Here is a 21,818-nt window from a genome sequence, read left to right on the forward strand (position 1 = left end):
ATGAAAGTGCTGCCTATGCTGCTGGCCCTGGCCGTTCCCGGACTCTGCTGGGCCGAAGAGCCCCAGACCTTCGAAGGCGCTGGCGTGGTCTTCGAAGTCCAGGTCGAGAAGAACCTGGTGGACATCGACCACCGGCTCTATCGCCTGCCCAACAGCACCGTCAGGAACGGCATGCCCAGCCTGTTCCAGGTCAAGCCGGGCTCCGTGGTGTCCTACTCTGGCACCGTCAGCCAGCCGTGGTCCACCATCACCGATATCTACATTCACAAACAGATGAGCGAACAGGAGCTGGCCGAGATGATCGAGAAAGAACAGCCCCGCCAGGACGAGGAGGAACAGCCCCGATGAGGACAAGACAGAAGGGCTTCACGCTGCTGGAAATGGTGGTGGTAGTGGCGGTGATCGGCATCCTCCTCGGCATCGCCATTCCCAGTTACCAGAACTACGTGATCCGCTCCAACCGCACCGAGGGCCAGGCCCTGCTCTCGGACGCGGCCGCGCGCCAGGAACGCTACTACTCGCAGAACCCTGGGGTCGGCTACACCAAGGACGTGGCCAAACTGGGCATGAGTTCGGCCAACTCGCCGAACAACCTGTACAACCTCACCATAGCGACGCCCACCAGCACCACCTATACCCTGACCGCCACGCCGATCAACTCGCAGACCCGCGACAAGACCTGCGGCAAGCTGACGCTCAATCAGCTCGGCGAACGCGGCGCAGCCGGCAAGACCGGCAACAACAGCACCGTCAACGACTGCTGGCGCTGAAACGAAAGAGCCCCTCTACGAGAGGGGCTCTTTCATTGCGCACGGTTCACAAAGCCTTGACCCGCAGTTCCTTGGGCATCGAGAAGGTAATGTTCTCCTCCCGTCCCTCCAGTTCCTGCTCTTCCGACGCCCCCCACTCACGTAGCTGGGCGATCACTCCGCGCACCAGCACTTCCGGCGCGGAAGCGCCTGCGGTGATTCCGATGCGACGCACACCGTCGAACCAGCCGCGTTGCATGTCCTCGGCACCGTCGATCAGGTAGGCCGGCGTGCCCATCCGCTCGGCGAGTTCGCGCAGGCGGTTGGAGTTGGAACTGTTGGGGCTGCCCACCACCAGGACCATGTCGCACTGGTCGGCCAGTTCCTTCACGGCATCCTGGCGGTTCTGGGTGGCATAGCAGATGTCGTTCTTGCGCGGCCCCTGGATCTGCGGGAACTTGGCGCGCAGGGCATCGATGACCTTCGAGGTGTCGTCCATCGACAGGGTGGTCTGGGTCACGTAGTGCAGGGCTTCGGGCTTGCGCACCTCCAGCGCGGCGACGTCGGCCTCGTCCTCCACCAGGTAGATGGCACCGCCGTTGCTGGCATCGTACTGGCCCATGGTGCCTTCCACCTCGGGGTGCCCTTCATGCCCGATCAGCACGCATTCGTGGCCGTCGCGGCTGTAGCGCACCACTTCCATGTGCACCTTGGTCACCAGCGGGCAGGTCGCGTCGAAAACCTTCAGGCCGCGCCCCTCGGCTTCCTTGCGGACCGCCTGGGAAACGCCGTGGGCGCTGAAGATGACGATGACGTTGTCCGGCACCTGATCGAGTTCCTCGACGAAGATGGCGCCGCGCTGGCGCAGGTTGTCCACGACGAACTTGTTGTGCACCACCTCGTGACGCACGTAGATCGGCGGGCCGAAGACATCGAGGGCACGGTTGACGATCTCGATGGCGCGATCCACGCCGGCGCAGAAGCCGCGGGGATTGGCGAGTTTGATTTGCATGGCGGTCTCGTGGGCGACGCGGTGATTGGACGAATGAACCTTGCTACCGCCCTCCCCGCTTGGGAAGGGCGCAGCGACCGACGGTTCAGGCCGGCTGGACGTCAATGATCTCGACTTCGAAGGCCAGGGTCTTGCCGGCCAGCGGATGATTGAAGTCGACGGTCACCTGCTGCTCATCGAACGCCTTGACCACGCCCGGCAGTTCGGTCTTGGCCGCGTCGTTGAAGATCACCAGCAGGCCCTCGGCCAGCTCCATGTCCTGGAACTGGTCGCGCGGCATGATCTGCACGTTCTGCGGATTCGGCTGGCCGAAACCCTGCTCGGGAAGAATGGTCAGGGTCCGCTTGTCGCCGGTCTTCAAGCCGAACAGCGCCTGTTCGAAGCCCGGCAGCAGGTTGCCGTCGCCGACCTTGAACGAGGCCGGCTGCTTGTCGAAGGTGCTGTCGACGACGTTGCCGTCCTCCAGCTTGAGGGCGAAATGCAGGGTGACGCGGCTCTCCTGGCCAATGCGGGTCGACTCAGCCATGGGCGGCTTCTCCGGATTTCTTCGATCTGAACATGTCGAGCGCCAGCATGACGGCGCCGACGGTGATGGCGCTATCGGCCAGGTTGAACGCCGGGAAGTACCAGCGGTTCTGCCAGTGCACCAGGATGAAGTCCACCACGTGGCCAAGAACCATGCGGTCGTAGAGGTTGCCCAGGGCGCCACCGAGCACCAGCGCCAGGGCGATGGCCAACCAGGTCTCGCCTTTCTTCAGGCGTTTCAGCCAGACCACCAGGATCGCGCTGACGACGATGGCGATCAGGGCGAACAGCCAGCGCTGCCAGCCCGAGCTGTCGGCCAGGAAGCTGAAGGCAGCACCGGTGTTGTAGGCCAGGGTCCAACTGAACAAATCGGGGATCACCACGATCTGCTGGTACATGCTCAGTTCGGCCTGGAAGAACGCCTTGCTGAGCTGGTCGAGGACGAACACCAGCACGGTGATCCACAGCCAGGGCAAGCGCCCGAAACGATCGACCTCAGGCATAGTGGCGAACCTCGCCGCTGCCTTCGATGTTCTCGATGCAGCGACCACACAGGTCAGGATGCGCAGCGTGCTGACCGACGTCCTCGCGATGGTGCCAGCAACGACCGCACTTGGCGTGGGTCGACTTGACCACTTTCAGCTTGAGGCCGGCGACTTCGCTGTCCACCGCGTCGGCCGGAGCCGCCGACAGCGGCGCCAGGGTCGCGGTCGAGGTGATCAGGACGAAGCGTAGCTCGTTGCCCAGCTTGGCCAATTGGGCCTGCAGCGCGTCTTCCGCATACAGGGTGACCTCGGCCTGCAGGTTGCCGCCCACGGCCTTGGCCGCGCGCTGGTTCTCCAGCTCCTTGTTGACCGCGGCCTTCACCGCCATGACCTGCTCCCAGTACTGGCGATTCAGCGTCACGTCGGCCGGCAGTTCGCTGAGGCCGTCGTACCAGGTGGCGAGCATTACCGACTCGGCGCGCTCGCCGGGCAGGAACTTCCAGACTTCCTCGGCGGTGAACGCCAGGATCGGGGCGATCCAGCGTACGAGGGCCTCGGCGATGTGGAACAGTGCGGTCTGGCAGGAGCGCCGGGCGACGCTGTTGGCGCCGGTGGTGTACTGGCGATCCTTGATGATGTCCAGGTAGAACCCGCCCAGCTCCTGTACGCAGAAGTTGTGCACCTTGGAATAGACGTTCCAGAAGCGGTACTCGCGGTACGCCTCTTCGATCTCGCGCTGCAAGAGCAGGGCGCGATCGACCGCCCAGCGATCCAGGGCCAGCATTTCCTGGGGCGGCAGCAGATCCGTGGCCGGATCGAAACCGTTCAGGTTGGACAGCAGGAAGCGCGTGGTATTGCGGATCCGCCGGTAGGCATCGGCGCTGCGCTGGAGAATCTGCTGGGATACCGCGATCTCGCCCGAGTAATCGGTCGAGGCTACCCACAGGCGCAGGATGTCGGCGCCCAGGGTATCGATGACGGTCTGCGGCACCACGGTATTGCCCAGTGACTTGGACATCTTGCGGCCGGACTCGTCGACGGTGAAACCGTGGGTCAGCAACTGGCGGTACGGCGCATGGTTGTCGATCGCGCAGCCGGTCAGCAGCGAGGAGTGGAACCAGCCGCGGTGCTGGTCGGAACCTTCCAGGTAGAGATCGGCGACCGGGCCGCTGGCATGGCCGATCCGGTGGGAACCACGCAGCACGTGCCAGTGGGTGGTGCCGGAGTCGAACCAGACGTCCAGGGTGTCGTTGATCTTGTCGTACTGCGCGGCCTCCTCGCCGAGCAACTCGGCGGCGTCGAGCTTGAACCAGGCTTCGATGCCTTCCTTCTCGACTCGCTGCGCGACCTCTTCCATCAGCTCGACGGTGCGTGGATGCAGTTCGCCGCTGGCCTTGTGCAGGAAGAACGGGATCGGTACGCCCCAGTTGCGCTGGCGCGAGATGCACCAGTCGGGACGCCCGGCGATCATTCCGTGCAGGCGCGCCTGGCCCCAGCCCGGGACAAATTCGGTCTGGGTGATGGCTTCCAGCGCTCGCTCGCGCAGGGAAGCACCCTGCCTGGGCTGCTTGTCCATGCCGACGAACCACTGCGCGGTGGCGCGATAGATCAGCGGCGTCTTGTGCCGCCAGCAGTGCATGTAGCTGTGATTGATGGTTTCGTGGGCCAGCAGGCTACCGACCTCTTCCAGCTTGGCCACCACGTTGGGGTTGGCCTTCCAGATGAACTGGCCGCCGAAGAACGGCAACGAGTCGACGTAGACGCCGTTGCTCTGCACCGGGCTGAGGATGTCGTCGTTGCTCATCCCGTAGCGCTTGCAGGTATAGAAGTCGTCTTCGCCGTAGGCCGGCGACGAGTGGACGATACCGGTGCCGGCATCGAGGGCCACGTAGTCGGCCAGGTAGACCGGCGACAGGCGCTCGTAGAACGGATGGCGGAAGTTGATCAGTTCCAGCGCCTCGCCCTTGGCGGTGGCGACCACCTTGCCCTCGCGCTGGTAGCGCGCCAGGCAGGACTCGACCAGGGCCTCGGCCAGCACCAGGTAGCGATCGCCGGCATCGACCAGCGCGTAGTCGATCTCCGGATGCACGTTCAGCGCCTGGTTGGCCGGGATGGTCCAGGGCGTGGTGGTCCAGATGACGATCTGCGCCGGCTTGTCCAGGGCCGCCAGGCCGAAGGCCGCGGCCAGCTTGTCGGCATCCGCCACCGGGAAGCCGACGTCGATGGTCGGCGACTTCTTGTCGGCGTACTCGACCTCGGCCTCGGCCAGCGCCGAACCACAGTCGAAGCACCAGTTGACCGGCTTCAGGCCCTTGAACACGAAGTCCTGCTTGACCATTTCCGCGAGGGCGCGGATTTCGTTCGCCTCGTTGGCGAAATTCATGGTCTTGTAGGGGTTGTCCCACTCGCCGAGCACGCCCAGGCGGATGAAGTCGGCCCTCTGCCCTTCGATCTGCTCGGCCGCGTATTCGCGGCACAGTTCGCGGGTCTTGTCCGCCGGAAGATTCTTGCCGTGGGTGGTCTCGACCTTGTGCTCGATGGGCAGGCCGTGGCAATCCCAGCCCGGCACATAGGGCGCGTCGTAGCCCGCCAGGGTCTTGGAGCGGACAATGATGTCCTTGAGAATCTTGTTGACCGCGTGACCGATGTGAATGCTGCCGTTGGCGTACGGAGGGCCATCGTGCAGGACGAACTTCGGACGGTCGCCGCCAATGGCCCGCAGCTTCTGGTACAGACCGATGTCGTTCCAGAACTTCAGGGTTTCCGGCTCGCGCTGGGGCAGGCCGGCTTTCATTGGGAAGGCGGTTTCCGGAAGGTTTAGCGTCGCTTTGTAGTCGGTCATCTCAGGGCCTGTTCAGGATCTCTTCAATCAAGCGGTTGGCCCAGCCAGTAGGCCCGGGCGGCGGCGATATCCGCGAGAATCGCCGCCTTGAGTGCCTCCAGGGAGGCAAAACGCTGCTCGTCGCGCAGCTTCTGGTGGAAGGTCACCTGCAGATGCCGGCCGTATAGATCGCCGGCGAAATCGAACAGGTGCACTTCCAGATGGGGACGGCCGTCGCCGTTCACCGAAGGGCGGGTGCCGATGTTCGCCACCCCCTGGCAACGCTGGCCATCGACCAGCGTACTGACCAGGTAGACCCCGTTCAACGGCGCCTTGCGCCGTTTCAGTTGAATGTTGGCCGTGGGCGAGCCCAGTTGCCGGCCGAGTTTCTGTCCATGCAGGACCCGTCCGCTCAGGCTGAAGGGACGCCCCAGAAGGCGCTCGGCGAGATGCAGGTCGCCCTCGGCCAGGGCCTGGCGGACCCGCGTGCTGCTCACCCGCACGCCGTCCAGTTCGACGGTGGCGGCCGCCTCGACGGTGAACCCCTGCTCGCGACTGGCGTTCACCAGGAAGGCGAAGTCACCGGAGCGGTCGCAGCCGAAACGGAAATCGTCGCCCACTTCCAGGTGCCGCACCGCCAGTCCATCGACCAGGACCTGGCGGACGAACTCGGCTGCCGACAGCTCGCGCAAGCGGCGGTTGAAGGCCAGGCAGAGCACCACGTCGACGCCCTGCCCACGCAGCAACTCGAGTTTCTCGCGCAGGCGGGTCAGACGCACCGGCGCCGAATCGGGGGAGAAGAACTCGCGCGGCTGCGGCTCGAAAATCACCACGCAGCTGGGTACGCCCAGCTCCAGCGAGCGCTCGCGCAGACGCGCCAGGATAGCCTGGTGCCCGAGGTGGACGCCGTCGAAGTTACCGATGGTGGCGACGCAGCCCCCGGCCAGGGGCTGCAGGTTGTGTAGTCCGCGAAGCAGCTGCATAGCACGCTTATTGCTCAGAAAGTGGTCGATTATACGCGTACCGGGCGCCGGACAACAGGCAAAACGGCATGATCCCGCCGCCAGCCCGGACGCGCTTCACAGCACCGCCCGACGGGAAAAGTCGCGCAGGCGGAAACCCAGCAGCGCGAGCATACCGAAATAGGCCAGGAGACCGGCAACCACCAGCAGGCCGAGGCGCAGGAATCGCTCCAGCATGGCGCCCTGCTCCCAGGCCGGCAGCCAGTGCATCGTGGCCAGCAGCACCGCCGACATCGCCAGCACCGCGACCACCAGCTTGACCAGGAACTTCGCCCAGCCCGGTTGCGGCAGGTACAGACGCTGCTTGCGCAGTTGCCAGTAGAGCAGCCCGGCATTCAGGCAGGCGGCCAGGCCGATGGACAGGGCCAGGCCGGCATGCTGAAGCGGGCCGATGAAGGCCAGGTTCATCAGTTGGGTGGAAACCAGGGTGAAGAGCGCGATCTTCACAGGCGTACGGATGTTCTGCTGGGCATAGAAGCCCGGCGCCAGAACCTTGACCAGGATGATGCCGAGCAGGCCGACGGAGTAGGCCACCAGCGCGCGCTGGGTCATCGCCGCGTCCACCGTGGTGAACTTGCCGTACTGGAACAGCGAGACGGTCAGAGGTTCGGCGAGGATCGCCAGGGCCAGCGAACAGGGCAGCACCAGCAGGAAGCACAGGCGCAGGCCCCAGTCGAGCAGGCGCGAGTACTCATGGCGATCCTTGTTCGAATAGGTCTTCGCCAGCATCGGCAGGAGGATCGTCCCCAGCGCCACGCCCAATACGCCGGAAGGCAGCTCCATCAGGCGGTCGGCGTAGTACATCCAGGACACCGAACCGGCTGCCAGGAACGAGGCGAAGATGGTGTTGATGATCAGCGAGATCTGGCTCACCGAGACCCCCAGGATCGCCGGCAGCATCAGCTTCATCACCCGCCAGACGCCGCTGTCCCTGAGGTTCAGGCGCGGCAGCACGAGCATGCCGATCTTCCTCAGGTGCGGCAGTTGATAGAGGAGCTGCAACAGGCCGCCGGCCAGCACCGCCCAGCCCAGCACCATGACCGGCGGATCGAAATAAGGCGTGAGGAACAGCGCGAAGCCGATCATTGCGACGTTCAGCAGGGTCGGCACGAAGGCCGGCACCGAGAAGCGGTTCCAGGTGTTGAGGATCGCGCCGGCGAGGGACGACAGCGAGATCAGCAATATATAAGGAAAGGTCACCCGCAGCAGGTCGGTGGTCAGGGCGAACTTTTCCGGGGTATCGGCGAAGCCCGGCGCGGTGACCCAGATAACCCAGGGTGCGGCGAGGATGCCGAGCGCCGTGACCAGCGCCAGCACCAGCGTGAGCAAGCCGGAAACGTAGGCGATGAAGGTCCGCGTCGCCTCCTCGCCCTGCTGGTTCTTGTACTCTGCCAGGATCGGCACGAAAGCCTGGGAAAACGCCCCCTCGGCGAAGATCCGCCGCAACAGGTTAGGCAGCTTGAAGGCGACGAAAAAGGCGTCGGTGGCGAGGCCGGCACCGAAGATCCGCGCCAGGATGGTATCGCGGACGAAGCCGAGGACCCGCGACAGCATGGTGATGGAACTCACCGCCGCCAATGATTTGAGAAGATTCATGGATGTCGGGCTGCCGGCATGTCGAAATTGATCCTGTCCAAGACCGCGACCGGCCGGGCCGGTTCATCGCGCGAGTGCGCCCTCGCCGCCGAACGGCGGTCCGCAAGGGCGCGCCGAGTGTAGAATGCGCGCCGGAATAAATCACCCGCAAGAAAGCAGGCGACATCCGTCGCCGATCTTTCCGGCCGCATGCGCAGCCCCTTGACAACCCCTGGAGGCGACGGCATTATTCGCGGCCTTAATTTGTTCGCTATTTACCCAGTTTTTTTCGAGGAGCTCGACGGTGGCCAACACACCTTCCGCCAAAAAACGCGCCAAACAGGCTGAGAAGCGTCGCAGCCACAACGCCAGCCTGCGCTCCATGGTGCGCACCTACATCAAGAACGTCGTGAAAGCCATCGACGCCAAGGACCTGGAAAAAGCCCAGGCCGCCTTCACCGCCGCTGTACCGGTGATCGACCGCATGGCTGACAAAGGCATCATCCACAAGAACAAGGCTGCTCGTCACAAGAGCCGTCTGAGCGGCCACATCAAGGCCCTCAGCACCGCTGCCGCCTAAGGCACGCCTTGCTCGAATAAAAAACCGGCCAATGGCCGGTTTTTTATTGCCCGCGACTCGCTCGCCTCAGCGAGCGGTCGGCCAGGGCATGAGGGGAATCGCCGTCACCGCGTTCTGCGGACTACCTTCGATCACCCGGTCGCTGTAGACCAGATAGACCAAGGCATTGCGCTTGCGATCGAAGAAGCGCACCACCTGCATGCTTTTGAACACCAGCGAAGTGCGCTGCTTGAACACCTCTTCGCCATCCTTGAGTTCGCCACTGAACTGGATCGGCCCCACCTGGCGACAGGCGATCGACGCCTCGGCGCGATCCTCCGCCAGCCCCAGGCCGCCCTTGACCCCACCGGTCTTGGCGCGCGACAGATAGCAGGTCACACCCTGCACCTTGGGATCGTCGAAAGCCTCGACGACAATCTTGTCGTTCGGCCCGACCCACTTGAACACCGTGGAAACCTCGCCGATCTCCTCCGCCCCGGCAAGCGCCGGCAACAGCAGCAGACCACCCAGCAACCCCGCGAGCTTGCGCATTCGCCCTCTCCTCAGACCAGAACCAGATTGTCGCGATGCACCAGCTCCGGCCCATCCACGTAGCCGAGCAAGGCCTCGATGGCATCCGTCGGCTGACCGAGGATCTTCTGCGCCTCCAGCGCACTGTAGTTGACCAGGCCGCGCGCCACTTCGCGCCCGCCCTGGTCCACACAGACCACCATCTCGCCGCGACGGAAGCTGCCCTGGACCGCCTTGACCCCAACCGGCAACAGGCTCTTGTGATCCTGGCTCACCGCCTTCACCGCCCCATCATCCAGCACCAGGGTGCCGCGCATCTGCAAGTGGCCGGCCAGCCATTGCTTGCGCGCCGCCTTGCGACTGCGATCAGGAGTCAACAGGGTGCCGAGGCGTTCGCCGGCGCGCAGGCGGTCGAGGACACGCTCGATACGCCCACCGACGATCACCGTATGCCCGCCGGAACGCGCCGCCAGGCGCGCCGCCCGCAGCTTGGTCTGCATTCCGCCGCGCCCCAGGGCGCCGGCACTGCCGCCGGCCACCGCATCGAGCTGCGGATCGTCGGCACGCGCCTCGTAGATCAGTTGGGCATCGGGATTGTTGCGCGGATCAGCGTCGAACATACCGTCGCGATCGGTAAGGATCACCAGCAGGTCGGCCTCGACCAGGTTGGCCACCAGTGCCGCCAGGGTGTCGTTGTCGCCGAAGCGGATCTCGTCGGTGACCACCGTGTCGTTCTCGTTGATCACCGGGACCACGCCCAGCTCGACCAGGGTCCGCAGGGTGCTGCGGGCGTTCAGGTAGCGCTTGCGGTCGGAGAGGTCGTCATGGGTCAGCAACACCTGGGCAGTCTGCAGGCCATGCAGGGCGAAGCTGGACTCCCAGGCCTGCACCAACCCCATCTGTCCCACCGAGGCGGCGGCCTGGAGTTCGTGCATCGCGCTAGGTCGGGACACCCAGCCCAGGCGGCTCATACCGGCGGCGACGGCGCCGGACGACACCAGCACCAGCTCGATGCCGGCGCAATGCAGCGCCACCATCTGCTCGACCCAAACGGCCATGGCATTGCGATCCAGCCCACGGCCATCGGCCGTCAGCAGGGCGCTACCGATCTTCACCACCCAGCGCCGCGCGCCAGTCACCTTGTCCCGCATACCCTCAACCTTAGAAGCCCAGGCTTCGACTCTTCAGCCCCGCCGGCCCGCCCGGCGGGGTATCACGCCATCAGGGAACGTAGAAGATCTCCGGACCGTCGCCGTCGTCTTCCTCATCATCGAAATCATCGTCATCCACCGCACCGGCGTTCTTCAGCCCCGAACGCCGCAGCGCGCGCGCATCGTCCAGCGCCTGCAGACGGGCCCGCGCCTCGTCCTCGATACGCCGGTCGAGTTCGGCCAGCTCCTCGGCATACTGCGGATCTTCTTCCAGGCGCAGGGTACGCTCGTCGAGATAGCGCATGATGTCCTGGCTGAGCGCCTCGGTGCCATCGCGCTCCAGGGCGGAGATCACATAGACCGGGCCTTCCCAGCCCAACCGCTCGATCACCGCCTGCTTGCGCGCCTCGCGCTCGGCCGGATCGAGGATCTGGTCCATCTTGTTCAGCACCAGCCAGCGCTCACGCTCGGTCAGCGCCGGACTGAAGCGACCCAGCTCGCGAACGATGACCTCGGCGGCATCGGCCGGATCGCTTTCGTCCAGCGGCGCCATATCCACCAGATGCAGGAGGATACGGGTCCGCGCCAGATGCTTGAGGAAGCGGATGCCCAGCCCGGCGCCTTCGGCGGCACCTTCGATCAGGCCGGGAATGTCGGCGACCACGAAGCTCTTGTAGCGACCGACGCTGACCACGCCGAGGTTCGGCACCAGGGTGGTGAACGGATAGTCGGCCACCTTCGGCTTGGCCGCGGACACTGCACGGATGAAAGTGCTCTTGCCGGCATTCGGCAGTCCCAGCAGGCCGACGTCGGCCAGCACCTTCAGTTCCAGCTTGAGGTCGCGCGCCTCACCCGGCTTGCCCGGGGTGGTCTGGCGCGGCGCCCGATTGGTACTGGATTTGAAACGGGTGTTACCGAGGCCGTGCCAGCCGCCCTGCGCGACCATCAGCCGCTGACCGGGCTCGGTCAGGTCGCCGATGATTTCCTGGGTATTGGCGTCGATCACGGTGGTACCGACCGGCACCGGCAGGATCAGGTCGTCGCCCTTGGCCCCGGTGCAGTCCTTGCTGCCGCCGTTCTCGCCGCGCTGGGCATCGAAACGGCGGGTGTAGCGATAGTCGACCAGGGTGTTCAGGTTGACGTCGGCTTCCAGGTAGATGGAACCGCCGTCGCCACCGTCGCCGCCGTTGGGACCGCCCTTTTCGATGAACTTCTCGCGACGAAAGCTCATGAGGCCATTGCCGCCGTCACCGGCTTTCACGTGGATTGATACTTCATCGACGAATTTCATGGATATGCCTCCCACCACGAGGGCGGGTTAACAGAAAAAAACATAGGATACAGGATGCCCCGAAAGCAGGGCATGGCCGGAAGCCGGCGCAGAAACAAAAAAGCCCCGTCGCGAGACAGGGCTTTTTCAGCGAGCTATTGCTTAGGCAGCAACGATGCTCACGTATTTGCGACCAAAGGCGCCTTTGGTCTCAAACTTGACCACGCCGTCCACTTTCGCGAACAGGGTGTGGTCCTTGCCCAGGCCAACGCCGTAACCGGCGTGGAATTTGGTGCCGCGCTGACGAACCAGGATGTTGCCAGCCTTTACAGCCTGGCCGCCGAACAGTTTCACGCCAAGGCGTTTACTTTCTGAGTCGCGGCCGTTGCGGGTAGAACCGCCAGCTTTTTTGTGTGCCATGAGTCATATCCTCCAGAAAGGAATTAGGCCTGAATGCCGGTGATCTTGATTTCAGTGAACCACTGGCGGTGGCCCTGACGCTTCATGTGGTGCTTACGACGGCGGAACTTGATGATGCGGACCTTGTCGTGACGGCCGTGGGAAACCACTTCAGCGGTAACCTTCGCACCTTCGACGACCGGCAGGCCGATTTTCACGTCTTCGCCATTGGCAACCAGCAGGACGCGGTCGAAATCGATCGCTTCGCCGGTAGCGACGTCGAGTTTCTCGACCTTGAGGAATTCGCCTTCGGTGACTTTGTGCTGCTTGCCACCGGTAACAATCACTGCGTACATGTGTATCTCCGTTAAACCTGCTCACCCGACGCTTTATAGAAGTAGGAATCGGCCGGCATGGCTGCATGGGGTCGGATCGGACGCCCGTGCAATTGCGTAAGGCAGGGTATGCCAAGGAAGTTCAGGGCCCGCGATTGTACGGAAAGGTCCAGGCCGAGGCAAGTGCCACGGGCCTTTCCTTGACAGTCCCCCCCCTGCCACCTAGCATGCCGCGCAATCTTTGTGGAGCTATTGTCACTGATGCAACCCCAGGCCTTCTACCGCGTGGTGGCGGAAGATTTCACCGCCGTCGACGGGATCATCCGTCGCCAACTCACCTCCCGCGTTCCCCTGGTGGAAAAGATCGGCGACTACATCATCTCCGCCGGCGGCAAGCGCCTGCGCCCGCTGCTGGTCCTGCTCGCCGGCAAAACCCTGGGCTACAAGGGCGACGACCTCTGCCTGCTGGCCGCCACCATCGAATTCCTGCACACCTCCACTCTGCTGCACGACGACGTCGTCGACGCCTCCGGCCTGCGCCGCGGCCGCTCCACCGCCAATGCCCTGTGGGGCAACGCGCCGAGCGTGCTGGTAGGCGACTTCCTTTATGCCCGCTCCTTCGAAATGATGGTCGAGCTGGGTTCCATGCCGGTCATGCGCATCATATCCCAGGCCACCCGGGTGATCGCCGAGGGCGAAGTGCTGCAATTGTCCAAGGTACGCGACGCCAGCACTACCGAAGAGACCTACATGGAAGTGATCCGCGGCAAGACCGCGATGCTTTTCGAGGCCTCGACCCACAGCGCCGCCGCGCTGTGCCAGGCCGGCGAGGAACAGTCCGAGGCACTGCGCCGCTTCGGCGACTACCTGGGAATCGCCTTCCAGCTGGTGGACGACCTGCTCGACTACCGCGGCGACGCCGCGACCCTCGGCAAGAACGTCGGCGACGACCTCGCCGAAGGCAAGCCCACCCTACCGCTGATCGTCACCATGCGCGACGGCACCGAGGAGCAGGCCGCGCTGGTACGCAAGGCCATCCAGCAAGGTGGCAGCCAGGACCTGGAGAGCGTCTGTGCCGCCGTCGAGGCTGCCGGCGCCTTGGACTATACCGCCAACCTCGCCCGCGACTACGCCGCCCGCGCCATCGCCTGCCTGGATACGCTGCCGGACAACGAATACCGCTCCGCCCTGGTCGAACTCAGCGAATTCGCTGTCGCCCGTACCCACTGAACCGGGCTCGACTTGTGACGAACGCCGCCGTTTTCACGGCGGCGTTTTCGTTTTGCGACGAAAGGCACGATCAAGACTTGCTATTACGATAATAAGAATTATTCTCATCTCACAGTCTTGTCACGGAGATGAGCGCCATGACTTATTTGATCGATGCCTGGCTTGATCGGCCACACCCCTACCTGCGGATCCTGCACCGGGAAACCGGGGAAATCTGCGCAGTCCTGGAAGAAGACGCGCTGGACGAACTGCGTGACCAGGGCGGCCTGGACCTGCACGAGTTGAACTCGAGCGAACCGCTGATCCTCAAGGAGCTGGTACGCAACCTGTTCCTCTTCTGCTACGCCCGCGCCCTGCGCTGAGCCTTTGCGATGACGCCAGGACGCGTCATCCGTGCGCCGCTGCCCGGGAGGCGGATCGCACGAACGGAGGCAAAGGCGCCTCCGGCCGGTTCCGGGAAGGTCACGGACGACCTTCCCGGAGTCACTTTCCTCATGTCCCGGTCTTTCCGCAACGCCTCGCCCGAGCACGCCGGCAGCCCCTCGCTGCGATAGGGATTCCTGCCTGATCCACATCAAGCCGACCTCGCCTGAAAGCCGTTACAACAGCGGCGTGACCGTCGTCCTGTCGACGGCCGCATAACGAAAAAAAGAATGGACCGTGGCCGAGGGGACCGCCCCAGGCCTACGCCTAAGGATGAGGAAATGCCTGCTTCTTTCCCGCGCCTCGGCTTGCTCGGCGCGCTGTGCTCCATCGTTCCCCTGCTCCATGCCAGCGAACCGACCACGGACGCTGCGCTCATCGAAAAAGGCCGCTACGTGGCCCAGCTCGGCGACTGCATCGCCTGCCATACCGGCCCGCAGGGCGCGCCGATGGCCGGCGGCCTGGAGCTGAAGACTCCAATGGGTACCATCTACTCGACCAACATCACTCCCGACCGGGAGACCGGCATCGGCCGCTACAGCTTCGAAGAGTTCGACCGCGCCATGCGCAAGGGGGTGACCGCCGAGGGAGTGAATCTCTATCCGGCGATGCCCTACCCGTCCTACGCCAAGATCAGCGAAGAAGACATGCGTGCGCTGTACGCCTACCTGATGCACGGCGTGCAACCCGTCACCCAGGCGAATACGCCGAGCGCGATGAGCTGGCCGTTCAACCAGCGCTGGGGCCTGTCGCTGTGGAACTGGGCGTTCCTCGACGACGCGCCGTTCACGCCCTCCAGCGACGCGGACCCGGCGATCAACCGCGGCGCCTACCTGGTACAGGGGCTCGGCCACTGCGGCGCCTGCCATACTCCGCGCGGCATCGCCTTCCAGGAAAAAGCCATGAGCGAAGCCGGTCGTTCCGGGCAGTTCTACCTCGCCGGCGAAACCGTCGAACAATGGCAAGCGCTGAGCCTGCGCAACCTGTGGACGGTGGAGGACACCGTGCAGTTGCTGAAGACCGGGCAGAACCGCTTCGCCACGGTGTCCGGCAGCATGACCGATGTCATCCACCACAGCACCCAGCACTTCAGCGACGACGATCTGCTGGCCATCGCCAGCTACCTGAAGTCCCTGCCGGCCGGCAAGGACGACCTGCCCATGCCCGACAGCGAACGCCCACTGGCAGCACCGGTCGACCTGTACAGCTCGCGGGGCGGTCTCGGCTACGCGCAGTTCTGCTCCGACTGCCACCGCAAGGACGGCAGCGGCGTCCCGGGTATGTTCCCGCCGCTGGCCGGCAACCCCACGGTCGCTTCGGCCAACCCGAGCACGCTACTGCATATCACCCTTACCGGCTGGAAAACCGCGGAGACCGCAACCCACTCGCGGGTCTACACCATGCCCGGCTTCGCCCAGCTGGAAGACCGCGAAATCGCCGAAATCCTCAGCTTCGTCCGCAGCAGTTGGGGCAACCAGGGTTCGTCGATCGATGCCGGCCAGGTGAAGAAACTGCGCCAGCAGATCGAGGCCGGCAACGGCCCGGCCTCGACCTTCGTCTCTCCACGCCTGGCGGACATGCTCGCGGCGCCGAACGCCGAACAGGTGGTACGCGGCATGCGCCTGCACCTGGAGACCCGCGAGCTGCTGCCGGCGAACGTCGGCAACCAGTTGAACTGCACCAGTTGCCATCTGAACGCCGGAACCGTAGCCGACGGCTCGCCCTTCGTCGGCGTCTCGGCGTTCTTCCCCAGCTACGCGCCCCGGGCGGGAAAGGTCATCGGCCTGGAGGAGCGCATCAACGGCTGCTTCCGGCGCTCGATGAACGGTAAGCCTCTGCCGCCGGACTCTGCCGACATGCAGGCGATGGTGGCCTACTTCGACTGGATGAAGAACAACACCCGGCCGCAGGACAAGGTCGCCGGCCGCGGCGTCGGCAAGGTCGACCCGGCGCTGAAGCCCGACCCGGAGAACGGCCGCAAGGTCTACGCCCGACAATGCGCGGTGTGTCATGGCGAGAATGGCGAGGGGCTGAGGAACAGCGCCGGCGAGATGCTCTTCCCACCGCTGTGGGGCGACGAGTCGTTCAATATCGGCGCCGGCATGGCGCGGACCTTCACCGCTGCCGCCTTCGTCAAGCACAACATGCCGATCGGCTTCCAGGAACGCTTCCCGCTCGGCCAGGGCGGCCTCAGCGACCAGGACGCAGTGGACGTCGCGGAGTACTTTTCGCACCAGCCGCGCCCGGACTTCCCGGACAAGATCAAGGACTGGCCGAAGGACAAGCGTCCGCTGGATGCCCGCTACTGATGCCGCAATGAAAAACGCCCCGTCGATGCGTCGACGGGGCGTTTCACTCCTTCCTGGGGCCGATGCGCCTCAGAGGATTTCCAGCAGTTCGACGTCGAACACCAGCACGCTGTGCGGAGGAATGCTGCCGACCGCCTGGCCGCCATAGGCCAGTTCGCTCGGTACGTGCAGGCGCCACTTGGAGCCGGCGTTCATCAGTTGCAGCGCTTCGACCCAGCCGGCGATCACGCCGCCCACCGGGAACTCGGCCGGCTGGCCGCGCTGGTAGGAGCTGTCGAATACGGTGCCGTCGATCAGGGTGCCGTGGTAGTGGGTGCGCACGGTATCCTCGCGGGAAGGCTTGGCGCCCTCGCCAGTACTCAGCACTTCGAATTGCAGGCCCGACGGCAGCACGGTCACGCCTTCGCGCTTGGCGTTCTCGGCCAGGTAGGCGCGGCCTTCGCCAGCGGCGGCTTCGGCCTTGGCCTGGGCTTCGGCCTGCATGCGTTCGCGGATCACCTGGAAGCTGGCCGACAGCGCCTCGCCGGAAACCCGGCTGTCGATACCTGCGAACGCATCGGACAGGCCGGCCAGGACTGCGTCCAGGGTCATGCCTGGAACCGGATTCTCGCGCAGTTGGTCGCCCAGTTGACGGCCGATGCCGTAGCTGACACGGGCTTCGTCAGTGGTCAGGTTGAGTTCGCTCATGGCGCTGCTCCGCTGTGGGGTCGAAAAAGGGCGGCCAGCCTAGCACAGAAGGCCCTTCCCCCCTACCGGCGCAGCCGCTTGTGCTCAACCCTGGCGGATCGACAGCGGCAGCCCGCCGATAAACGAACCCGACTCGGCCAGGAGGCCACACATCTCGTCATCGACATCGGCGCACACCAACTCCACCGGAACCCTGTCCAGCCCGCGCAGTACCTGGCGCGCATGCTCCACGGAGCGCAGGCTGACCGGCTGGCCGAGATCGTCCTCCACCGGATAGGCGCGGTCGCCCATCTGCGCCTCCAGGACATAGATGCCGCCCTCCAGCGACACCAGGTGCAAGGCGTCGATATGTCCGGCCTGGACCCGGCCGGCGAGATCCTGCATGTTCATCGCGAACCTCTCGAGGTTGCGCAGGCAGCGGAAGCCTCCAGGTTTCCGCCAACCGCCTCGGTCCCGACAGCGCCGGCCCGATTCCCGGCATCGTCCGGCCGCCAGGCCCCGACGATGCGAAGGACGCCCGCTCCCGGCGTCCGCCCGATATCACAGGAAAGTCTTGCCCAGGCGACAGGCAACGCAAGCCGGAAACGCCGCCGCCCGTCCGTTTTACAACGGCCGGGCGGCGCGAGCGAAACACTGGAGAGGGTCGTCAGTGACGGGTCTGCTTATCCAGGTAGCCCATGGCGAACGCCGAGAGCACGAAGGTCATGTGGATGATCACGTACCACATCAGCTTGTTGTCCGGCACATTCTTCGCGTCCATGAAGATGCGCAACAGGTGGATCGAAGAGATCGCCACGATGGAGGCGGCCACCTTGTTCTTCAGCGAGCCGGAATCCATCTTGCCCAGCCAGTTGAGCTTTTCCTTGCCTTCGTCGATGTCCAGCTGCGAAACGAAGTTCTCGTAGCCGGAGATCATCACCATGACCAGCAGGCCGCCGACCAGAGCCATGTCGATCAGCGAGAGCAGGACCAGGATCAGGTCGGCCTCGGCCATCGCGAAGATGTTCGGGATGACGTGGAATATTTCCTGGAAGAACTTGATGGTCAGCGCCAGCAGCGCCAGCGACAGGCCCATGTAGATGGGAGCCAGCAGCCAGCGCGAGGCGTACATGGCGTTTTCGAAAAAGCGTTCCATGGTCTCTTGTGTGTATGTGCAGGGGGAAATGGGGCGGCGAGTATAACGCAGCGGCCGGCGGTTTTTATCCAGAAAATCTGTGGATAAATATGTGCACCGAGCCGGGATGGATCCCGCCAGCGATGATGGCACGGGGCCTTGGCCGGATTGCTCAGGCTTTGCCCAGGCGCCGCTCAGGATTCCGGGCGAAACAGGTAGTCGCCGACATGCGGCCGTCGTTCGCCATTGAGTCGGCGCAGTTCGCCCTGCAGGTGCAGGCGCCAGATCGGCGGGTCGACGGCTTCGATATAGCCTTGCTGGGCCAGGCAGTCGGCAATCGCCTGCAACACCCCTTCGGCCACCAGCGGTCCGTGGAAGGGGCCCTGGGCCTTGATCGCCGAAGGCTGGGAGCCGGACATGCCGGCGGCGCAAAGCAGGGTCCAGAGTCCGTTCTCTCCGGCCAGCGGCCTGACCACGCATTCGATTCGCGTGGTCAGCCCCAGACAAGGGCGGATGAGGCAGAGGTTACGCGGCATGGCGGCATCCTCACGGGGGTTCCCAGTTTTGAGCCTACACCTGCCGCCAGGTTCCGCATAGCGCCGGCGGGAACTTGTCCACAGGGCTGAAACGCACGAGGGCGGGGCTTTCCAGCCCCGCCCTCGGCAGGTTCCGGCAACGCGCCGGACTCAGTCCTTCTTCGCCGCGGCCTTGTCCTTCGCCGCGACGGTCTCTTTCTCCGCCGGCTTGTCCTTTTCCTTGTCGTCCTCTTCCATGCCGAGTTCGGATATCTCCTGCAAGCGCGCCACGACCAGATCGTTCACGCTGCCTTTCGGGAAGCGTCCCTTCTCGTCCTGGGCACCGACCGGCTTGCCCACCAGCAGCGCCAGCGCCTCGTCCACCTCGCGCACCGCGTAGACGTGGAACTGCCCGGCGCGCACCGCCTGCAATACGCGCTCGTCGAGCATCAGGGTGGTGACGTTGGCGCGCGGGATGATCACGCCCTGCTCGCCGGTCAAGCCGCGCGCTTCGCAGAGGCGGAAGAAGCCCTCGATCTTCTCGTTGACGCCGCCGACCGCCTGAACCTCGCCGAACTGGTTGATCGAGCCGGTAATGGCGAAGCACTGCTTCAAGGGCGTCCGCGACAGTGCCGAGATCAGCGTGCAGACCTCGCCCAGCGAGGCGCTGTCGCCGTCCACGTAGCCGTAGGATTGTTCCAGGGCGATGCTGGCGGAGATTTCCAGGGGGAACTCCTGGGCGTAGCGGCTACCCAGGTAGCCGGTAAGGATCATCACGCCCTTGGAGTGGATCGGCTGGCCGAGGTTGACTTCGCGCTCGATATCGACGATGCCGCTGCTGCCCGGATAGACGGTCGCGGAAATCCGCGCCGGCACGCCGAACACCGAGTCGCCCACCTCCAGCACGGTCAGTCCGTTGCACTTGCCGACCGCGGCGCCAGCGGTGTCGATCAGGATGATCCCCGCCAGCATGTCGTCGAGGATCCGCGCCGACACCCGTCCGGTGCGGGTCTGCTTGGCCTTGAGGGCACGCTCGATGTGGCCGAGCTGGATCACCTCCTCGTTCGCCAGCTGACGGATGAAATCGGCTTCGCTGACCAACTGGAACAGATCGCCGATCCGTGCCGAAAGCCGCCCCTGGTGCTCGGCCAGGCGCGCGCTGTAGGTCGCCAGTCGCGCCACCGCCGCGCCGCTGAGGGGCGCCATGCCCTCTTCCGAGGTGCGCGTCTTGAGCAACTGTGCGAACTGTTCGAGGCTGTCCTCGCCCAGCGGGATGTCCTCGTCGAAGTCCACCAGCACCCGGAACATCTCCTGGAAGTCCGGATCGAGGTCCTGCAGGGTGTAGTAGATCTGCCGCGAGCCGATGATGATCACCTTCAGTTGCAGCGGGATCACCTGGGGGGTCAGGGAAACCGCAGCCAGGCGGCCGAGTTCGGCCAGCGGCGACTCCATCTTCAACTGGCGCGACTGCAGGGCACGCTTGAGCGCGTCCCAGACGAACGGCTCGCCAAGCATCTTTTCCGCTTCCAGGATCAGGAAGCCGCCGTTGGCCCGGTGCAGCGCCCCCGGACGCAACTGCCGGTAGCTGGTGTAGAGCGCCCCCTGGTCCGAGCTGTACTCGATGCGGCCGAACAGGTTGTCGTAGGTCGGGTGCGACTCGAACACCACCGGCGCGCCGCTGGTCGCGTGGTGGACGATGGCCTGGTTCGGCGCGTACTGCTCGATCAGCCCTTGCTTGCGCTGGGCGTCGGTGCGGCTGTCGTCGACCAGTTGGTCGACCACGGTCTTCAGCAGGTTCAGTTGCATCGCCTGCAGGTAGGCGCAGACGCCCGGGTTGTTGTTGTACTTCTCCACCAGAGGCGCCAGCAGGGGCTGCAGGGCCAGGGTGATGGTTTCCTCGTTGAGCTCGCGCAACTGGTTGCTCGACTCGCGCTTCCACTGCGGCAGGCTCGCCAGTTCCTCGTTGAGGTACTCCTCGAGGGCGGCGATATCCTTGTGGAAACGCTCGCGCTCGGCTTCGGGCAACTGGGCGAATTCGGCCTCGTCGAGGGCCTTGCCGTCCTTCATCGGGGTGAAGGCGACGTTGGCGCTGTCGCGGTACAGCGCCACGTCCTTCTCCAGGGCGCGCCGCTCCACCGAGTCCAGGGCGCGGTCGTAGCGCTGGTTGAAAGCGCGGTCGACGGCGTTCTTCTTCTGCTGGTAGGCCGGATGCTCGAAGACCGCCGGGAAGGTCGACATCAGGTTGTCGATCAGACGGTCGATGTCGGCGCTGAATTCGGTCGCGCTGCCCGGCGGCAGCTCGATCACCCGAGGTTCGCGCGGCTCGTCGAAATTGTTCAGGTAGACCCAGTCGGAGGGCGTGGCGACGCGCTTGCCCTCGGCTTGCAGATAGCGTTTGACGAAGGAGAAGCGTCCGGTCCCCGGCTCGCCCATGACGAATACGTTGTAACCCGGACGCGGCATCGCCACACCGAACTGCAGCGCCTCGACCGCACGCTCCTGGCCCAGCACGCCGCGGAAGGGCTCCAGGTCATCGGTGGTGTCGAAGGCGAATTGCTCGGGAGCGAACGGGCGGGTCAGTTCTTCTGGCGCCAGGCGCAGGCCGGCAGCGACGGAATCGGGCATCGGGAATCCTTGCATCGGGCGGCAGATCGCCGCGGGGTGTCGTCGCCCGCATTCTCCCCCCAGCCTCGCGCCACTGACAAGGCGCGGATGGCGCTATCTCACCGATGTACCAGGTCGGCGCAGCGCAGGCAGTATTCCGCCGCAGGCAGGGCGGCCAGGCGCGCCGGTTCGATGGCCTCGCCGCAGCGCTCGCAGTAGCCGTAGCGACCTTCCGCCAGGCGCAGGCGGGCCAGGCCGACCTGACGCATCCCCGCCTCCGCCTCGGCGAGCAGGCCTTCGAGCACTTCGTCGTTCTGGCGCTGCACCGCCTGCTCGGCGAAGTCCGGCGAATGGCTGCGCGCCAGGTCCCGACGGATCGCCGCGGCGCGTGCCGCGTACTCGGTCGCCAGGGTTTCCAGGGCGGTAGCGGGGTCGAAAGCGCTCATATCCACCTCCTGCATGAGGAACGGCTGACCAAGGCCGGTTTCGCTCAGACCGACCA

The 21,818-nt window shown here is 64.9% G+C and carries 23 protein-coding genes; 6 read left to right on the forward strand and 17 right to left on the reverse strand.

What is annotated here, in order from left to right:
* On the forward strand, positions 1-348 hold the full coding sequence (gene pilY2 / locus LT948_RS17535) for a type 4a fimbrial biogenesis protein PilY2 (RefSeq protein WP_023098087.1): 348 nt from the start codon (positions 1-3) through the stop codon (positions 346-348).
* Entirely contained in the window at positions 345-770 is a 426-nt protein-coding gene (pilE, locus tag LT948_RS17540) for a type 4a pilus minor pilin PilE (protein WP_003094721.1), read from the forward strand. The genes pilY2 and pilE overlap by 4 nt, the downstream gene beginning before the upstream one ends.
* Before the next feature lie 46 nt (positions 771-816).
* On the opposite strand, the gene ispH is transcribed toward pilE, so the two are convergent.
* The 6 genes from ispH to murJ all read right to left on the reverse strand — a co-directional run bounded on the left by ispH (position 817) and on the right by murJ (position 8,210).
* The gene (gene ispH, locus LT948_RS17545) at positions 817-1,761 is read right to left on the reverse strand and encodes a 4-hydroxy-3-methylbut-2-enyl diphosphate reductase (protein WP_003094724.1); all 945 of its coding nucleotides are present in this window, start codon (positions 1,759-1,761) and stop codon (positions 817-819) included.
* Positions 1,762-1,846: 85 nt separating this feature from the next.
* On the reverse strand, positions 1,847-2,287 hold the full coding sequence (fkpB, locus tag LT948_RS17550) for an FKBP-type peptidyl-prolyl cis-trans isomerase (RefSeq protein WP_003094726.1): 441 nt from the start codon (positions 2,285-2,287) through the stop codon (positions 1,847-1,849).
* Positions 2,280-2,789: a signal peptidase II gene (gene lspA / locus LT948_RS17555; protein WP_003094728.1), complete on the reverse strand. Its 510-nt coding sequence runs from the start codon at positions 2,787-2,789 to the stop codon at positions 2,280-2,282. Before lspA ends, fkpB begins: the two co-directional genes overlap by 8 nt.
* A complete protein-coding gene (gene ileS / locus LT948_RS17560) occupies positions 2,782-5,613 on the reverse strand; it encodes an isoleucine--tRNA ligase (RefSeq protein WP_023092936.1) in 2,832 nt (943 codons plus the stop codon). The genes lspA and ileS overlap by 8 nt, the downstream gene beginning before the upstream one ends.
* A 23-nt stretch (positions 5,614-5,636) precedes the next feature.
* On the reverse strand, positions 5,637-6,575 hold the full coding sequence (ribF, locus tag LT948_RS17565; protein WP_023092937.1) for a bifunctional riboflavin kinase/FAD synthetase: 939 nt from the start codon (positions 6,573-6,575) through the stop codon (positions 5,637-5,639).
* A gap of 96 nt (positions 6,576-6,671) precedes the next feature.
* Positions 6,672-8,210: a murein biosynthesis integral membrane protein MurJ gene (gene murJ / locus LT948_RS17570; RefSeq protein WP_003102622.1), complete on the reverse strand. Its 1,539-nt coding sequence runs from the start codon at positions 8,208-8,210 to the stop codon at positions 6,672-6,674.
* A 283-nt stretch (positions 8,211-8,493) separates the two neighbouring features.
* Between murJ and rpsT the strand changes: the two genes are divergently transcribed.
* Entirely contained in the window at positions 8,494-8,769 is a 276-nt protein-coding gene (rpsT, locus tag LT948_RS17575) for a 30S ribosomal protein S20 (RefSeq protein WP_003094744.1), read from the forward strand.
* Positions 8,770-8,835: 66 nt separating this feature from the next.
* On the opposite strand, the gene LT948_RS17580 is transcribed toward rpsT, so the two are convergent.
* The 5 genes from LT948_RS17580 to rplU all read right to left on the reverse strand — a co-directional run bounded on the left by LT948_RS17580 (position 8,836) and on the right by rplU (position 12,455).
* On the reverse strand, positions 8,836-9,300 hold the full coding sequence (locus LT948_RS17580) for a CreA family protein (RefSeq protein ID WP_003094746.1): 465 nt from the start codon (positions 9,298-9,300) through the stop codon (positions 8,836-8,838).
* A gap of 11 nt (positions 9,301-9,311) precedes the next feature.
* Positions 9,312-10,430 carry a glutamate 5-kinase gene (gene proB / locus LT948_RS17585; RefSeq protein WP_003094756.1) on the reverse strand — a complete coding sequence of 373 codons (1,119 nt, stop codon included), beginning with the start codon at positions 10,428-10,430 and terminating at the stop codon, positions 9,312-9,314.
* Between the two features lie 70 nt (positions 10,431-10,500).
* On the reverse strand, positions 10,501-11,721 hold the full coding sequence (gene cgtA, locus LT948_RS17590; protein ID WP_003094758.1) for an Obg family GTPase CgtA: 1,221 nt from the start codon (positions 11,719-11,721) through the stop codon (positions 10,501-10,503).
* A gap of 141 nt (positions 11,722-11,862) precedes the next feature.
* Positions 11,863-12,120, reverse strand: a complete 258-nt coding sequence (gene rpmA / locus LT948_RS17595) for a 50S ribosomal protein L27 (protein ID WP_003094760.1) — start codon at positions 12,118-12,120, stop codon at positions 11,863-11,865.
* A gap of 23 nt (positions 12,121-12,143) precedes the next feature.
* Positions 12,144-12,455 carry a 50S ribosomal protein L21 gene (gene rplU / locus LT948_RS17600; RefSeq protein WP_003094761.1) on the reverse strand — a complete coding sequence of 104 codons (312 nt, stop codon included), beginning with the start codon at positions 12,453-12,455 and terminating at the stop codon, positions 12,144-12,146.
* Between the two features lie 240 nt (positions 12,456-12,695).
* Here rplU and LT948_RS17605 point away from each other — a divergent pair, with 240 nt between their 5' ends.
* From LT948_RS17605 to LT948_RS17615, 3 genes are all read left to right on the forward strand, one after another.
* A complete protein-coding gene (locus LT948_RS17605; protein ID WP_003094763.1) occupies positions 12,696-13,664 on the forward strand; it encodes a polyprenyl synthetase family protein in 969 nt (322 codons plus the stop codon).
* A 137-nt stretch (positions 13,665-13,801) separates the two neighbouring features.
* Positions 13,802-14,026, forward strand: a complete 225-nt coding sequence (locus LT948_RS17610; protein WP_003094765.1) for a PA4570 family protein — start codon at positions 13,802-13,804, stop codon at positions 14,024-14,026.
* 342 nt (positions 14,027-14,368) lie between these two features.
* A complete protein-coding gene (locus tag LT948_RS17615; RefSeq protein WP_033995366.1) occupies positions 14,369-16,396 on the forward strand; it encodes a c-type cytochrome in 2,028 nt (675 codons plus the stop codon).
* Between the two features lie 69 nt (positions 16,397-16,465).
* Here LT948_RS17615 and LT948_RS17620 read toward each other — a convergent pair whose 3' ends face one another.
* From LT948_RS17620 to LT948_RS17645, 6 genes are all read right to left on the reverse strand, one after another.
* On the reverse strand, positions 16,466-17,083 hold the full coding sequence (locus LT948_RS17620; RefSeq protein ID WP_003094769.1) for an FKBP-type peptidyl-prolyl cis-trans isomerase: 618 nt from the start codon (positions 17,081-17,083) through the stop codon (positions 16,466-16,468).
* 84 nt (positions 17,084-17,167) lie between these two features.
* Positions 17,168-17,473: a DUF6482 family protein gene (locus LT948_RS17625; protein ID WP_003105116.1), complete on the reverse strand. Its 306-nt coding sequence runs from the start codon at positions 17,471-17,473 to the stop codon at positions 17,168-17,170.
* Between the two features lie 256 nt (positions 17,474-17,729).
* A complete protein-coding gene (locus tag LT948_RS17630) occupies positions 17,730-18,218 on the reverse strand; it encodes a TIGR00645 family protein (protein WP_003111135.1) in 489 nt (162 codons plus the stop codon).
* A gap of 173 nt (positions 18,219-18,391) precedes the next feature.
* Positions 18,392-18,733 carry a PA4575 family protein gene (locus LT948_RS17635; RefSeq protein ID WP_003094775.1) on the reverse strand — a complete coding sequence of 114 codons (342 nt, stop codon included), beginning with the start codon at positions 18,731-18,733 and terminating at the stop codon, positions 18,392-18,394.
* Between the two features lie 150 nt (positions 18,734-18,883).
* Positions 18,884-21,337: a Lon protease family protein gene (locus LT948_RS17640; protein WP_003094777.1), complete on the reverse strand. Its 2,454-nt coding sequence runs from the start codon at positions 21,335-21,337 to the stop codon at positions 18,884-18,886.
* 98 nt (positions 21,338-21,435) lie between these two features.
* Positions 21,436-21,762 (reverse strand): TraR/DksA family transcriptional regulator, encoded by a 327-nt coding sequence (locus LT948_RS17645; protein ID WP_003116271.1) that lies wholly within the window; start codon positions 21,760-21,762, stop codon positions 21,436-21,438.
* Between the last annotated feature and the right edge of the window lie 56 nt (positions 21,763-21,818).

This window comes from Pseudomonas sp. CP-1, from assembly GCF_021213715.1.
GTDB lineage: Bacteria > Pseudomonadota > Gammaproteobacteria > Pseudomonadales > Pseudomonadaceae > Pseudomonas > Pseudomonas aeruginosa.